The organism is Micromonospora sp. WMMA1923, assembly GCF_049179195.1.
GTDB lineage: Bacteria > Actinomycetota > Actinomycetes > Mycobacteriales > Micromonosporaceae > Micromonospora > Micromonospora yangpuensis.
Genome location: NZ_JBMHLZ010000001.1, coordinates 3,176,476 through 3,191,834, shown reverse-complemented (window position 1 = coordinate 3,191,834; position 15,359 = coordinate 3,176,476). Strand labels below are relative to the sequence as shown.

The following is a 15,359-nucleotide window of genomic DNA, read 5'->3' as shown; positions in this document are numbered from 1 at the left end:
GGAGGAACCGATGAGTGTGTGGCCAGCCGCCGCCCGCATGCCCCGCCTCGGCGTCGGCGTCGGACTACGACCGGAGATCGAGCAACTCGTCGTCGAACACGCCGACCGGATCGACTGGTTGGAGCTGATCACCGAGGACTACGTGTTCAGCCCGCACCGGCGGGCCACCCTGCCCGCGCTCCGGGAGCGGTTCCCGTTGGTACCGCACGGTGTCGAGCTCTCCATCGGCAGCGCCGAACCCCTGGACGAGGCGTACCTCACCGGCCTCGCGGAGCTGGTCGCCCTGGTCGGAGCCCCCTGGTGCAGCGACCACCTCTGCTACACGAGGGCGGGTGGCATCGCCCTGAGCGCACTGGTGCCGCTACCGCGTACCGACGAGGTGGTCAGGGCAGTCGCCGCCAAGGTGCGCCACATCCAGCAGGTCGTCGGGGTGCCCTTCCTGCTGGAGAACATCAGCTCCTTCATCGAGCTGCCGGGCGAGATGCCCGACGCCGAGTTCCTCGCCCGAATCGTCGAGTCGGCGGACTGCGGGATCCTGCTCGACCTCACCAACGTCTACAACAACTCGGTCAACCACCACTTCGACCCCCTGACCTACCTCGACGCCCTGCCGTTGGAACGCGTCGTCCAGGTGCACCTCGCCGGCGGTACGTACGCCCAGGGTCTGCTCCAGGACAACCACCGCGCGGCGGTCCACACCGAGGTGTGGGACCTGCTCCGGCACGTCCTACCGCGGGCGCCGATCAGCGGATTCATGATCGAGCGGGACGGGAAACTCCCGGACGACTTCCCGGAGATCCTCGCGGACATCGCCCGCACCCGCGACGTGCTCGGCGTCCGGCCGGGCGGCCTGCGGTGACCACCTCCGGATTCCAGGAGGCGTTGGCGCGGCTGCTGGTCGAACCCGAGCTGCGGGCCCGGTGGCGCAGCGACCCCCGGCTACTCTCAGGTGAGCTGGACCTCGACGCCGACGACCGCCGGATGTTGTCCGCCATCGACCCCGACCGGCTCGACTTCACCGCTGGCGGGATCGAACGCGCCCGGGCCCGCACCCTGAAGCGGATGTTCCCGGCGACACTCCGGGTCGCCGGAGGCCCGGAGGCCGCCGACCGGCTCGTCATCGGCTACCTCCGGTCGGTCGTACCGCTGGTCGCCAGAGACGAGGTCACCAAGTGGATCGACGAGGGGGAGCGGTTCGTCGGGTACCTGGCTGAGCTGGCTGCCCGGGGTGAGGTACCCACCGCGGTGGCCGACCTGGCCTGGCTGGAATGGCTCCGTGCGGAGCTGAGATACAGCCCCGAGGCGGCGCGTGGCGCCGCGTGGGTGCAGGCTCACCACCCCGGGGGAACGCCGCCGCAGGCCGGCACCCTCCTCCGGCTCGCCCCGCACGTACGGGTGGCCCGCTTCGAGGCGGATGTGCTCGCGCTCGCCGGCGGTCGCCCACCGGCTGCGTCCGGGCCCACCTGTCTGGCCCTGGCGGGTCGTCCCGACGGGGCGGTCCGTACCTTCCGGCTGACCGTGCAGGCCCACGACCTGTATTTGGCTTGCGACGGCAGCCGTACCCTGAGCGGGTTGACCGCGACCGCTGGACCTGAGGCGGCCGACCTGCTCGCGGCCGGGTGGGTGGGCGGCCTCCTGATCGACGCGGCCGTGCTGTCCCGCTGAGGTGGGCTGGTGTGGCGGTTGGTCGGTCCGGACCTCGACTGAGTTCCCGGAGGTCGCGGGTCCTCCGACAACCGAAGAAGCGACAGTCCTGCATGTCGGATCCGGTGGGGGTTACTTACGGTGGGTGAAACCCCGTCACCGGAGGCACTCATGACCCAGGACCGCCCTCGTTTAGGCGCTCGCCCTCTGCGGCAACTGCAACTGTGGCTGCCCGGAACTGTACGTCGACCCGGCCGCCCCGGCGGAACAGCGGGTCGTCATCGCCGACGACTTCGAATCGCCTCGTCACCGCTGAGGTGCCCATGAGGTCTCCGATTCTGCCTGGTCGCTGAACGAGGTGCCGGAGAGCTCGCTTCGCCTGACCTCCGACACTTGAACAGTGACACCAGTCCAGGCGCCACCACCGACGTTGGCACTGGCCCTGGCTGGCGCGTCCGGGTGCCATCTGCTGATGTCGATCGGTATGGTCATCAGCGCCGCCGCTCTCCTCTGACCGTGGCCGGCGGCCTGTGCCGCGTTGTCTACCGGCTCGAGCGGGTTCTCCTGCCCAGTCTCTCCGTAGCTGACCCAGCACCCCGAGTCCTTGATCTTGGTCGTGCGGCGTAGATGGAGCGGTGGCGCCGGATGGACGCGACGGGCGGTGGTCTGGGGGCGTCACCGGTCAGTTTTGCCGATATCGCAAGTTCACTTGCCCGGGGGTGGATCGAAGGGCACTGTGCCCGTGGAGCCCGATCGATCGCGAGGACGTGAGCGTATGACATACATGGAACGACCGGACGCGGCCACACCGGCCGAGTTCTGGGAGAGCCTGCACCAACAGATCGCCGCTTCCCCCTGGGAGTTGAGCGTCAACGCGGTCCTGGCCGCTGCGGTCGGCGACCTACCGCCGGGTGCCGCCCTCGACCTGGGATGTGGTCAGGGTGCGGACAGCTTGTGGCTCGCACAACGCGGCTGGCAGGTCACCGCGGTCGACATCGCCGAGGCCGCTTTGCAGCGGCTGCGCGAGCGCGCCGCCGACGAGCGGTTGAGCGACAGGATCCGCACCGAACGGCATGACCTGGCGGATTCCCTGCCCTCGGGAAGTTGGGACCTGGTCAGCGCTCATTACCTGCAGAGCCTCTTCGAGTTTCCCAGGGCCCGTATCTTGCGTGATCTCGGCGGACAGGTGAACCCCGGTGGCATGCTGCTGATCGTCGACCATGGTTCGGTGGCCCCGTGGTCGTGGAACAAGGGGGCCACGATTCCCACCCCGGACGAGACCCTGGCCGGGCTGGATCTCGATCTCGCGTCCTGGCAGGTGCTCTATTGCGAAGCCCGCGATCGGACGGCCACCGGCCCAGGTGGCCAGACGGCCGAGGTGACCGACAATGTGATTGCCTTGCGCCGGACCGCCTGATGGGATCCTGGCCGGCTTTTCTCCGGGCCTGTCGTTTCCCGCCAGCCTGAAGGAGTGAAGTGACCAACATATGGCGAAGGCGTCAGCTTCTGGTGAGTCGGCGGGGGTACGTCCACGTCGGATGCTGCCGACCAGATGGACACCTTAGGTGGCAGGCGCGAGTCCAATCGCTTTACCGGTCGGTGAGAGTCGCGCCACCGGTCTCGACGTGACACCTGACGCCCCGGGCCGCTGCTTCGATGACTCTTCGGGCCGTTGGTATGGTCAGGGGCGGAATCGGTACCCCATTCCTGGTTCGGTAATCAGGTGTCGGGGGCGGGCCGGGTCGTCTTCGAGCTTGCGCCGTAGCTGGGCCATGTACTGCCGCAGGTAGTTCGTCTCGTGCTGGTACTCCGGGCCCCACACCTCCCGCAGTAGTTGACGCTGGCTGATGAATTTGCCCGGATGGCGCAGCAGTTGCTCGAGCATGGCCCACTGGGTGGGGGTGAGCCGTACCTCGGCACCGTCGTCGCGGGTGACGGTGCGGTCGGCGAGGTTGACGACGTGCCGTCCCACCCGGGCAGCGGCCGTCACGGGCAGCGCGGCGGAGTCCGTCGGCGTCGCGGCGAGGCGACGGGTGACCGCTCGGATGCGGGCCAGGAGTTCGTCCACGCCGAAGGGTTTGGTGACGTAGTCGTCGGCACCCGCGTCGAGGGCGATCACCTTGTCCTCGCTGCCGGTGCGACCGGAGAGGACGATGATCGGTACAGCGGTCCACCCCCGAAGCCCCCGGATGACGTCGACTCCGTCGATGTCGGGCAGGCCGAGGTCGAGAACCACGAGGTCGGGTGGGTGGGTGGCCGCAGCCTTGAGGGCCGTCGTGCCGTTCTCGGCCACCACGACATCGTAGCCCCGTGCGCGCAGGTTGATCCGTAGGGCCCGCAGGATCTGCGGTTCGTCGTCCACGACGAGGATCCGGGTCATCGGTTTGACTCCTGCGTGACGGTCTGGGCGGCCGCGGGAAGTCGTAGCGCCATGGTCAACCCGCCGCCGGGAGTGGTCTCGGGGGTGATGCTGCCACCCATCGCCTCCACGAGGCCCCGGGACAGGGCGAGACCCAGGCCGACGCCGGTGGTGTTGTCCCGGTCGCCGAGGCGCTGGAACGGCAGGAAGACGTGTTCCCACTGGTCCTCCGGGATGCCGGGGCCGGTGTCGATGACGCGTAGCTCCACATGACCGGCGTGGGCGCTCGCGGTGATGGTGGGTGGCTGTCCGGTTGGGCTGTACCGGAGGGCGTTGGCGATGATGTTGACCAGGACCCGTTCCAGGAGTCCCGGGTCGGCGACGGCCGCCGGCAGGTCGGCGGGGATGTCCGTCGTGACGTCGGCCGCTGCCGGCCCCAGCTCGTCCAGAGCCCTCGGTACCGCGTCCTCCAACCCGATGGCGGTGGCGGTGACGCCCAGCGCCCCGGCTTGGAGCCGGCTCATGTCGAGGAGGTTCTCCACCAGCCGGCCGAGCCAGTCGAGGGATTCGTCGGCGGTGGCCAGCAGCTCGTCGCGGTCGTCGGCGTCGAACTCGACGTCGAGGCTGCGCAGGCTGCTCACCGCCGCCTTCGCCGAGGCCAACGGGGTACGCAGGTCGTGGCTGACGGCGGCGAGCAGGGCGGTGCGCATCCGGTCGGCTGCGGCGAGCGGCTTGGCCGCGGCCGCCTCCTCGGCGAGCCGTTCCTGACGGAGCGCGACGGCGGCCTGCGCGGCGAACGCCTCGACGACCCGCCGGTCGGCCGCGTCCAGTCGGCGGCCGCAGAGCACGACGGTGAGCCGGTCGTCGACGGGTACCGTTGTCTCGCCTTCCTCGGGGCTGCCCGCCGGTGCCTCCCCGACGCTTGCCACGACCCGCCAGGCGTTCACCTCGCGGGCCCGACCGGGGCGTCCTTCGGCCTCGGCGGTCAACTCCAGGACGCTGACCGCGCGCAGCCCGAAGGTCTCCCGGAGCCGGTCCAGCAGCGCCGGCAGGGGACGCTGCCCACGCAGTACGCTGCCGGCCACGGTGGCCAGGGTCTGTGCGTCGGCGGACGCGCGCGCCGCCTCCCGGGTACGGCGGGCAGCCACGTCGACCACCCAGCTCACCGCGAGGGCGACGCCGACGAACACCCCGAGGGCGAGGAGATTGTCCGCCTCGGCGATGGTCAGCGTGCGGTACGGCGGGGTGAAGAACCAGTTCAGCAGCAGCGACCCGGCGAGTGCGGCCACCAGGGCCGGCCAGAGGCCGCCGACCAGCGCGACGCCGACGACGCCGGCGAGGAAGAGCAGGATGTCGTTGCTGAGGTTGAGGTCCGGCAGGGCCCGCAGCAGCAGAGTCAGCACCGGCATGCCCACCCCGGCCAGTGCGTACCCCAGCAGCCGGCGTCGCCGTGACAGCGCCGCCGGGACCCCGCTGCCCGGCCGACCCCGCCCGGCTTCGGGATGGGTGACCAGATGGACGTCGATGGCGCCGGAGAGGGCTGTGGTCGTGACCCCGACCCCCCGGGAGAACACCTGGGCGAGGCGGCCCCGGCGGCTGGCGCCGAGGACGAGCTGGGTGGCGTTGACCCCTCGGGCGAAGTCGAGTAACGCCGTCGGGATGTCGGTGCCGAGCACGTGGTGGTAGGTGCCACCGAGGCTCTCCACCAGCACCCGTTGCCGGGCGAGCTGGGCGGGGTCGAACCCGGCGAGGCCGTCGCTGCGAGCCACGTGCACGGCGAGCAGGTCGGCGCCTTTGCTCCGGGCCGCGATCCGGGCGGCCCGTCGGATCAGCGTCTCACCCTCCGAGCCGCCGGTGAGGGCGACGACGACCCGCTCACGGGCCTCCCACGTGTCGGAGATGCCCTGCTGGTTCCGGTAACGGTCGAGTTGGTCGTCGACCTTGTCGGCCAGCCAGAGCAGGGCGAGTTCACGAAGCGCCGTGAGGTTGCCGACCCGGAAGTAGTTGCCGAGCGCCGCGTCGATCTTGTCGGGTCGGTAGATGTTGCCGTGTGCCATCCGTCGGCGGAGCGCCTCCGGCGTCATGTCGACCAACTCGACCTGTCCTGCGGCCCGCACGATCTCGTCGGGCACGGTCTCACGCTGGTTGGTCCCGGTGATCTGGGTGACCACGTCGTTGACCGATTCGAGGTGTTGGACGTTGACCGTGCTCAGTACCGAGATGCCGGCGTCGAGGAGTTCCTGGACGTCCTGCCACCGTTTCTCGTTGCGGGAGCCGGGCACGTTGGTGTGAGCCAGTTCGTCGACCACCACCACCTCGGGCCGACGGGCGAGGACACCGTCGAGGTCCATCTCGGTGAACCCGGTCCCCCGGTAGGTGATCGTGCGGCGGTCGACCTGTTCCAGGTCGCCGACCATGGCGGCGGTGTGCCGGCGACCGTGGGTCTCGACGAAGCCGACCACCACGTCCGTGCCGCGTTCGGCACGTCGTCGTGCCTCTTCCAACATCGCGTAGGTCTTGCCGACCCCAGGGGCCGCACCCAGGTAGATTCGGAGTTCTCCTCGTGACACCTGGAAGGTCCTCTCTGGATGTGGATCTGCTCGTGGCTCGTCGGGTGGGCCTCGGGCCCGCTGGGGCCGTCGATGGGTGAACGATCCCGGGCAGGGATGGACCCTGCCCGGGATCGTGCCTCAGCGGGTCGGGAGCTCCCTGTCCAGGGCGAGGTTGAGGGCCAGGACGTTGACGCCGGGTGCGCCCATGAAGCCGAGCGCCCGGCCCGTGGTGTGCGTCGCGACCAGTCGTCGGACGGCCGCCGGGTCCGCGCCGCGCTCCCGTGCCACGCGGGTGACCTGGATGCGGGCGTACTCGGGGGAGATGTGCGGGTCGAGGCCGCTGCCGCTGGCGGTGACCGCGTCGGCGGGCACGACCGGGTCGGCGGGGGCGTCTCCGCGGACCGGGATGATCAGTCCGCCCTGGGCGAGGTAGTCCTCGCCCGGCTGGGCGAGCTCCACCGGTACGCCCTCGTAGGTGCCGACGAACGGCGTCGCCGGGGCGGTCTGGTTCACGCTCACCACGCGGGTGATCGGGCCGGTGAGCCCGTCGGAGCGGAACACGGCGAGGACCGCGCCGACCCCGTCCGGGGTGCAGTACGGTCGGCGCCCGTCGACGTCCTCCAGGTCACCCACCGCCTTGCTGCGTGAGCAGACCTGGGTGAGCAGGCTCTCGGCGGCTCCGTCCGGTTCGGCGGAGAGGGTGTCGACGACACTCTCCGGGCCCAGGTTGCTGGCGGCCGTGGCGGTGGGCTCGTACCCGTGACCGGCGGCCGACGGACGAGGCTGGAAGTAGCGCGGAACGGGGTTGCCGTCCATGTCGGTGAAGGACTGGCCGATCAGCGCGCTGCCGACGACCCTGCCGTCTGCGGTGAGCAGGGAACCGTCTGCCCTGCCGGACAGACCGGGCAGTTGCCCGACGGCGACCAGGGTGAGCGGGTAGGCCAACCCGAGCAGCGCGGTGAGGACGAGCAGTGCGCGCAGCGCGGCGACGTGTTGGTTGAGCCAGGTGGGAAGTCGCATGTCAGATCCCCGGTACGAACTGGATGAGCAGGTCGATGAGCTTGATGCCGACGAACGGGACGACGATCCCGCCGAGACCGTAGATCCACAGGTTGCGGGTGAGCAGCTTCGAGGCCGCGGCTGGTCGGTACCGGACACCCCGCAGGGCGAGCGGGATGAGCGCCACGATGACCAGTGCGTTGAAGACGACCGCGGCGAGGATGGCCGACTCGGGGCTGGACAGACGCATGACGTTCAGCGTGTCCAGGCTCGGATAGATGCCGACGAACATGGCCGGGATGATCGCGAAGTACTTGGCGATGTCGTTGGCGATACTGAAGGTGGTCAGCGCACCCCGGGTGATCAGCAGTTGCTTTCCGATCTCCACGATCTCGATCAGCTTGGTCGGATCGGAGTCGAGGTCGACCATGTTGCCGGCCTCCTTGGCGGCCGAGGTCCCGGTGTTCATCGCCACGCCCACGTCGGCCTGGGCCAGGGCGGGCGCGTCGTTGGTGCCGTCGCCGGTCATCGCGACCAGTCGACCACCTTCCTGCTCCTTGCGGATCAGGGCGAGCTTGTCCTCCGGGGTGGCTTCGGCGAGGAAGTCGTCCACCCCCGCCTCGTCGGCGATCGCCTTCGCGGTACGGGGATTGTCCCCAGTGATCATCACAGTCCGGATGCCCATCCGACGCATCTCGTCGAACCGCTCCCGCATCCCGGGCTTGACCACGTCCTTGAGATGGACCACCCCGAGGACGCGGGCCGGCTCGCCGTCGACGTGCTCGGCGACCACCAGCGGAGTACCACCGCTGCCGCTGATGGCGTCGACGATCCCGGCGACGTCAGCGGTGGGGTCTCCGCCGTTGTCGCGGACCCATCTGAGCACCGCCGTCGAGGCTCCCTTGCGCACCCGCCGGTCCGATCCCTCACCGGCGGCGGCCAGATCGACGCCGCTCATTCGGGTCTGGGCGGTGAACGGCACGAACGTGGCGTGCGGCATCAGTCCGGGCTCCCGCTCGCGCAGGCCGTACTCGTTCTTCGCCAGCACGACCACCGACCGACCCTCGGGCGTCTCGTCGGCGAGGCTGGACAACTGGGCGGCGTCCGCCACCTCGGCAGCGGTGATGCCCCCGACGGGGAGGAAGTCCGCCGCCTGCCGATTACCGAGGGTGATGGTGCCGGTCTTGTCGAGCAGCAGGGTGTTGACGTCACCCGCGGCCTCCACGGCCCGACCGCTCATCGCCAGGACGTTGCGTTGGACGAGGCGGTCCATGCCGGCGATACCGATGGCGGACAGCAGCGCCCCGATGGTGGTCGGAATCAGGCAGACCAGCAGGGAGACCAGGACCACGCCGGTCACGCCGGTGTCGGTGATCGCCTGGGTGTCCGGGGCCGCGGCCTGGTAGCCCTTGGAGAAGATCGCCAGTGGCTGCAGGGTCACCACGGCCAGCAGAAAGACGACGGAGAGCGCCGCGAGCAGGATGTTCAGCGCGATCTCGTTCGGGGTCTTCTGTCGGTTGGCACCCTCGACCAGGGCGATCATCCGATCGATGAAGCTCTCGCCAGGGCGCTGCGTGATCCGCACGACGATCTGGTCGGAGAGTACCTTCGTGCCGCCGGTGACCGCGCTGCGGTCACCGCCGGACTCCCGGATCACCGGAGCCGACTCGCCCGTGATGGCCGACTCGTCCACACTGGCGATGCCCTCGACCACGTCACCGTCACCCGGGATGATCCCACCGGCCACGACCAGGACGACATCGCCCTGTCGCAGTTCGGGGGCGGGTACCGCCTCGTCCCGCAGCGCGTCGGCGCGGGTGCCGGGGGCCCAGTCGATCAGCCGGGTGGCGATCGTGTTCGTCTTGGCCTGGCGCAGGGTGGCCGCCTGGGCCTTGCCCCGGCCCTCGGCGACCGCTTCGGCGACGTTGGCGAAGATCACGGTGAGCCACAGCCAGACCGTGATCGCGATCGCGAACATCGAGGGGGCGGCGACGACGAGCACGGTGGTGAAGGCCGCGCCGATCTCGACGATCAGCATCACCGGGTTGCGCCAGAGCGTCCGTGGGTCGAGCTTGCGCACGGCCTCCGGTAGCGAGCGGAGCAGTTGCCTCGGGTCAAGCAGGCCACCACCGGTCCGGCTGCCGTGGGCGCCCGGGGTACTGGCGGTTCCCGTGTCGGCGGTGCCGTGCGGCGCCGGCGTGGAGGTGGTCATGTCCATCTCTCTCATACTGGTCACAGCCCTTCTGCCAGAGGGCCGAGGGCGAGCGCGGGCAGGAAGGTGAGCGCGCTGAGGATCACCGTGACCCCGACGACCATGCCGACGAACAGTGGCCGGTGCGTGGGCAGGGTCCCGTCGGAGGCGGGAGTGGGGGTCTGTCGGGCCAGCGAGCCGGCGAGGGCGAGCACGAGGATGATCGGCAGGAAACGACCGAGCAGCATGCACAGCCCCAGGGCCGTGTTCCACCACGGGGTGTTCACGGTGATGCCCGCGAACGCGGAACCGTTGTTGTTGCTCGCCGAGGTGAACGCGTACAGCACCTCGGACAGCCCGTGTGGGCCGACGTTCAACGCGGTCGAGTTGTTCCCGGTGGCGAACGCCGCAGCCGTGCCGACCAGGACCAGCGTCGGCGTGACCAGGAAGTACACCGAGGCGAACTTGATCTCCCTGGAGCCGATCTTCTTACCCACGTACTCCGGGGTCCGGCCGACCATCAGGCCCGCCACGAAGACGGTGATCACCGCCAGGATCAGGATCCCGTACAGGCCGGCACCGACCCCGCCGGGCGCGACCTCACCGAGCATCATGTTGCTCAGCAGCATGCCTCCACCCAGCGCGGTGAAGGAGTCGTGGAACGAGTTCACCGCGCCGGTCGAGGTCAGCGTGGTGGCAGCGGCGAAGGTGGCCGAGTTCGACACGTCGAACCGGACCTCCTTACCCTCCAGCGCCGCGCCGACCGCCTCCGGGACGGTGCCGTGCCCGGTCAGCTCGAAGACGTTGGTCAGGGTGACGCTGGCGAGTGCCAGGACTCCCATGACGGCGGCAATCGCGTAGCCCTGCCGGTGCTGCCCGACGATGCGGCCGAAGACCCTCGGCAGGCTGAACGGGATCAGCAGGAGCAGGAATATCTCCAGCCAGTTCGTCCACGCCGACGGGTTCTCGAAGGGATGGGCGCTGTTGACGTTGTAGAAGCCACCGCCGTTGGTGCCCAGTTCCTTGATCACCTCCTGGCTGGCGACGGGCCCGCCGGTGATCGTCTGGGTGCCGCCGGTCAGGGTGGTCACCTCGGTGCCGCCGGATAGGTTCTGCACCGTCCCGCCGATCATCAGCGCCAGTGCGCCGAGCAGCGCGATCGGTAGCAGAATTCGCAGGACGATACGGGTCATGTCCACCCAGAAGTTGCCCAACTCCCCGGTGTGACGACGGGCGAACCCCCGTACCAGGGCCACTGCCACCGCGATGCCCACCGCCGCCGAGGCGAAGTTCTGCACCGCCAGGCCGGCCATCTGCACCAGGTGCCCCATCGTCGACTCACCCGAGTACCACTGCCAGTTCGTGTTGGTCACGAACGACACCGCGGTGTTCCAGGCGCCGTGCGGCACCACCGGGTCGAGCCCCAGCGACAGCCAGAGGTGGTGCTGGAGGCGCTGGAACGCGTACAGGAACAGGATCGAGATCGCGGAGAAGGCGAGCACACTGCGGGCGTACACCCCCCAGGTCTGCTCGGCGGCCGGGTCGACACCGACGAGGTGGTAGACCCCCCGCTCGACGCGGGACTGCCGGGTGCCGGACACCACCCGGTACATGTAGTCACCGAAGGGCCGGTAGACCGCGACCAAAGCGGCGAGAAGGGACAGGATGAAGAGCACGCCAGCTGTCGTCGTGGTCATCAGAAGCGCTCCGGAAAGAGCAGGGCGATCACCAGGAACACGGCCAAGCCCATCGCCAGCACCAAGCCGACGGCGTTGACAGCACTCACAGCTTCTCCACCCCCCTCACCACGAGAGCGAGCGCTGCGAACAGCACCACCGTCAACACCACGAACGGCACGTCGGACACGACTGATCTCCCACCGGGACGACTTCGGCACGACCGGGCCGGTCGTGCCGGGCAAGCAAACGCCTCGGGCCGCCGGCCGAACAGGGGTGTTAACGCAACTATCACGGCGGTGAGCTGCTTTTTGACGCCCTTTTCACGCCACCTCCGCAGCGGGTGGTACGGGTCACCAGTCGGGCAGGATCACACGGCGGGGTCGGGGGTCGGGCACCGCAGGAGGGAGTGGCGGCGCCGCGGAACCCGTACTGGTCGGATCGTCTGCGTGGCTGCGCCTCGTACCCCGGACGTTTTCCACCGTGCCAGCGGCGGAGCAGTCGACTGTGGCTCCCGCGGAGGCGATCGCCGTGGGCTTCGACACGGCGGTGGCGGGCGGGGCCGGCGCACGAGCAGCGGCCGCGACCGCGAACAAGGCGCATCGGGCCAACCAGGCTGGCGTGTGCTACCGGCTCCACCCGCTCCGGCCGTGGGCGGCGACCGGCAGACAGCCGTTGGCGAGCAGGCCACCGGCAGCGGTACGAGGGCAGGCCCCGCACCGGCGTCGGCGGCGGTCGGTTCGCGCGAGCGCACACGGTGGACATCTCGGTGGCGGCGAGGTGGACCGAGGGGCGTGTTCGAACACCTCCGTGGCGTCCCGGTACAGCTCGTCGCAGCGGGCGGCGTCGAATAGCGGGCTGCCGTCGAGGGCGCGGGTGCCGGCGAGGGGCTGCGTCACGACCGTGCCGTCGGGGGTGACCCGGGCGATCTCCGGGCTGAAACCCGCCACCTCCCAGTCCCCGAGCCGCAGCAGCAAGGAAACGGCGGCGGGTCGGGGTGGACGGGGGCGGGTGCCAGGCGTCCGGAGTCGAGGTGGAGGATCCGGTGGGCCATGGTCGAGGCCAGTGTGGGGTTGTGGGTGATGACCAGGGCGGCGCAGTCCCGGTCCCGCAGGTAGGTGGTGAGCCGTTCGCGCAGGTCCCGGGCGAGGGGTACGTCGAGGCCACTGGTCGGTTCGTCGAGGATCAGCAGGCGGGGGTTGCCGGCGATGGCGATGGCCAGGGCCACCCGCTGGGCCTGCCCGCCGGAGATCTGGTGGGGCCGTCGTCGGGTGAAGGCGTGGTCCGTGGGCAGGTTCATCGCCGCCAGTAGTTCGCCGACCCGGCCCGGCCCGGCGGCCTCCGCGAGTTGGGCACCGAGGCGGCGGGCGGGGTTCAGGGCGGCGGCCGGGTCCTGGCCGAGGAAGGAGACGACCTGGCCGCGCAGGGCCCGGCCCTCGGGACGGAAGGGGTCGGTGCCGAAGACCCGTAGCCGCCCCGACCGTAGGTGCAGTCCGGGGCGCAGGTGACCGAGCAGGGCGAGCGCCAGGGTGGTCTTGCCCGAGCCGGAGACGCCCAGGAGGCCGACGACCTCCCCGGGGGGCATCCTCGTCCTACACCACGTCGAGGCCAACCACTACGCAGGATGAAAATGGCTGTCTGGTTGTAGGAGTGCCGGCCTCGGAAGCGACCTTGCCGGGACCAGAGGTTGCTCCGGCCGGAATCGGGCGTACCCGATCAGCTCTCGCGCCCGCGTCAGCCCAACTGTGGTGCCGATAGAAACGGGCCACTCATGTCGAACCTGCAATCCGCGGAGGCGGTACACTAGGCCCATGAACACTCATGTAAGCATGAGTGCTTCAGATCGGTGTCCAAGTCCCCCCTCGGACACAAACTAGTACATGATCCACTTGGGGTTGCCTGAGCGGACACGATCCGGGTGGTTGGCCGGTAGGTCAGGGTTAGCCCTAGTTCGCGGTAGATCCGTGCCAGAGCCGAAGCAAAGTCTGTTGATCATGGTCGGGATGCGTTGAGCAGGGCGGGGATGAGCATCTTGTCGGCGTGGTGACGTTCCATGACCTGCTTGATCCTGGAGTGTCCGGCGAGCCGGATCAGGGCGATCGCGAGGTTGCGTAGAGCAGCCATGGTGTGGGCGACGTTGCCGAGCCCGGCGTGGTGGGTGTCTTCGCCGAACAGGACGTCCCGCACCCAGTGGATCTTGTTTTCGATCCACCAGTGGGTGCGTACGTAGGCGGCGATGTCGGCTGCCGTGCGGTTCAGGCTGGTGATTCCGTGGACGATCTGCTTGCTGACGCGTTGGCCGTCGGGGGTGTACACGTCGCGGCGGAGCCGGAGGACCAGGGCCGCGCCGGGGAAGTCGATGCCCGTGGCGGATGCGATCCAGATGGTGCGGGTGATCCGGTGGCCGCTGCGGCGTGCGGTGTCGGTGTGGGCGCTGGTCGCCGCTGTCGCCTCTGGTAGCCGGTCGGTGATCGCGGCCAGCAGGGCGGGCCTGTTGCCTTTCACGGTGAATACGTAGTCCGCGCCTCGTTGTCTCAGGTAGGCGGCGGTGCCGCTGCTGGGATGCGCGGCGTCCGCGGTGACCACCATGCCGGTGATGTCGATCGGGTCGAGCAGGGCTTTGATCTGGGTGACCTCCGTGGTGTCGGCCGGGACCTGGTTCTGGGCGATGACCACTGCGGTGTCATGCCGCATCGCGGAGAACAACTGCACGTCGATGCCGGTGCCGCCACCGGAGTTCCGGACGGTCTTGCCGTCCAGCGACAGCCCGACCTCGGCGGGATCGGCGAGCCGGGTGGCCAGCCGGGCGCAGACCAGACGGTCCACCACCGCCGCGTCGACCGCCTCGACCAGCCGGCGCAGCGTGTCTCGACCCGGAGGAGTCCGGATCCCGAGGACCGGGTGCCGGCGGGCACCCGCTGCGGCCAGCAACGGCTGCGGCAACTCGGCCACCCGATCTGCGGCCTGCCGGAAGTTCCGCGCTCCGCGCAACAGCGCCAGCGTCACCACGGTCAACACCGCAGCCAGGCGGTGACGCACGCCCCGTGCCTTACGCGGATCGCTGACCTGCCCGAACACGGCAGCCAGCGCGGCTACCTGCCCGGTGTCGACCTCCCCACCCTCATCCGTGACGACACCGACGACAGCATGGGAGACTGACACGAGCGGCCTTTCTTTGCAGACGACGACTGGCGTGAAGAACCGTCATCGTCTACTGAGGAAGGCCGCACCCGTTCACCACCCCGGAGCTGACCCGCGAGCACGCCGCCTCACCAGGCGAAACGAAGATCAACTAACTTTGCTTTAGCTCTGGTGCTCCTCCCCGGCTTTGCATGTATCGCAACGTTTCATCGACGGACGCCCACGGTCGAACGTTGGGCCTGGGGTGTGGGAGGAGCCTGATGCGCAAAAGATCCCTGCGGCAGCGACTGGCCCAGACCATGGTGGTGGTCACCTTGGTGGCCAGTGGCCTGGGCATGACGGTCGGGGCTGCCCAAGCCGCTCCGGTGCCCGCCGTCAACGCGGCTTCGAGTGTGGTTCCCGTCTCGATGGCGGCGGGTGGGTGGGGGCTTCAGGGTGTCTTTCCCGACCCGATCACCTGCCACATCGCCGGAATCGCTTCCGGGCGGAAGTACGTCTGCGTCTGGTACGTCCTGGCCTGGGCACTGAACGTCTGGCAGGACTAGTAACGGCAGCGGTAGTTCGAACGGCTCGTCCTGGTCGTGGGTGAGTTGTCGGATCGACGACTCACCACGACGTGGGTTGACGGGCGGCTGCGGCGAAGAAGCTCCGGACGCCTGGCGCGCCGAGGGCAGGCATAGGGGTTCGACTCCCGGGTCCGCCATTCCGGATCTTCGCGCCGAGCGGGATCGTCCTGTGGACGGTGGGCATCCCCGGCACTGTTCTCGATGCTGGTAACAGTCTAATGTGGATCCGCA

13 protein-coding genes are annotated in these 15,359 nt (G+C 69.5%); 4 read left to right on the top strand and 9 right to left on the bottom strand.

The window, feature by feature from the left end:
• The first annotated feature begins 10 nt into the window (after positions 1–10).
• From ACN28G_RS14345 to ACN28G_RS14335, 3 genes are all read left to right on the top strand, one after another.
• Positions 11–859 carry a DUF692 domain-containing protein gene (locus ACN28G_RS14345; RefSeq protein ID WP_421479350.1) on the top strand — a complete coding sequence of 283 codons (849 nt, stop codon included), beginning with the start codon at positions 11–13 and terminating at the stop codon, positions 857–859.
• Entirely contained in the window at positions 856–1,665 is an 810-nt protein-coding gene (locus ACN28G_RS14340; protein WP_421479349.1) for a hypothetical protein, read from the top strand. Before ACN28G_RS14345 ends, ACN28G_RS14340 begins: the two co-directional genes overlap by 4 nt.
• 763 nt (positions 1,666–2,428) lie before the next feature.
• Positions 2,429–3,061 (top strand): class I SAM-dependent methyltransferase, encoded by a 633-nt coding sequence (locus ACN28G_RS14335; RefSeq protein WP_421479348.1) that lies wholly within the window; start codon positions 2,429–2,431, stop codon positions 3,059–3,061.
• 264 nt (positions 3,062–3,325) lie between these two features.
• Here the strand turns inward: ACN28G_RS14335 and ACN28G_RS14330 are convergent, their stop codons facing one another.
• The 9 genes from ACN28G_RS14330 to ACN28G_RS14290 all read right to left on the bottom strand — a co-directional run bounded on the left by ACN28G_RS14330 (position 3,326) and on the right by ACN28G_RS14290 (position 14,583).
• Positions 3,326–4,024, bottom strand: a complete 699-nt coding sequence (locus ACN28G_RS14330) for a response regulator (RefSeq protein ID WP_091440045.1) — start codon at positions 4,022–4,024, stop codon at positions 3,326–3,328.
• Positions 4,021–6,573 carry a DUF4118 domain-containing protein gene (locus ACN28G_RS14325; RefSeq protein WP_421479347.1) on the bottom strand — a complete coding sequence of 851 codons (2,553 nt, stop codon included), beginning with the start codon at positions 6,571–6,573 and terminating at the stop codon, positions 4,021–4,023. The genes ACN28G_RS14330 and ACN28G_RS14325 overlap by 4 nt, the downstream gene beginning before the upstream one ends.
• A 120-nt stretch (positions 6,574–6,693) precedes the next feature.
• A complete protein-coding gene (locus tag ACN28G_RS14320) occupies positions 6,694–7,575 on the bottom strand; it encodes a potassium-transporting ATPase subunit C (protein ID WP_421479346.1) in 882 nt (293 codons plus the stop codon).
• 1 nt (position 7,576) lies between these two features.
• Positions 7,577–9,766, bottom strand: coding sequence for a potassium-transporting ATPase subunit KdpB (kdpB, locus tag ACN28G_RS14315; RefSeq protein WP_421479345.1), 2,190 nt, complete (start codon positions 9,764–9,766; stop codon positions 7,577–7,579).
• 20 nt (positions 9,767–9,786) lie between these two features.
• On the bottom strand, positions 9,787–11,442 hold the full coding sequence (gene kdpA, locus ACN28G_RS14310; RefSeq protein WP_421479344.1) for a potassium-transporting ATPase subunit KdpA: 1,656 nt from the start codon (positions 11,440–11,442) through the stop codon (positions 9,787–9,789).
• Entirely contained in the window at positions 11,442–11,531 is a 90-nt protein-coding gene (gene kdpF, locus ACN28G_RS14305; protein ID WP_139135711.1) for a K(+)-transporting ATPase subunit F, read from the bottom strand. The genes kdpA and kdpF overlap by 1 nt, the downstream gene beginning before the upstream one ends.
• Before the next feature lie 516 nt (positions 11,532–12,047).
• On the bottom strand, positions 12,048–12,371 hold the full coding sequence (locus tag ACN28G_RS14300) for a hypothetical protein (RefSeq protein WP_421479343.1): 324 nt from the start codon (positions 12,369–12,371) through the stop codon (positions 12,048–12,050).
• Positions 12,317–13,006, bottom strand: coding sequence for an ATP-binding cassette domain-containing protein (locus ACN28G_RS14295; protein WP_421479342.1), 690 nt, complete (start codon positions 13,004–13,006; stop codon positions 12,317–12,319). Before ACN28G_RS14295 ends, ACN28G_RS14300 begins: the two co-directional genes overlap by 55 nt.
• A 407-nt stretch (positions 13,007–13,413) precedes the next feature.
• Entirely contained in the window at positions 13,414–14,583 is a 1,170-nt protein-coding gene (locus ACN28G_RS14290) for an ISAs1 family transposase (protein WP_421479341.1), read from the bottom strand.
• A 239-nt stretch (positions 14,584–14,822) separates the two neighbouring features.
• Between ACN28G_RS14290 and ACN28G_RS14285 the strand changes: the two genes are divergently transcribed.
• Positions 14,823–15,107: a hypothetical protein gene (locus ACN28G_RS14285; RefSeq protein WP_421479340.1), complete on the top strand. Its 285-nt coding sequence runs from the start codon at positions 14,823–14,825 to the stop codon at positions 15,105–15,107.
• Positions 15,108–15,359: the final 252 nt, after the last annotated feature.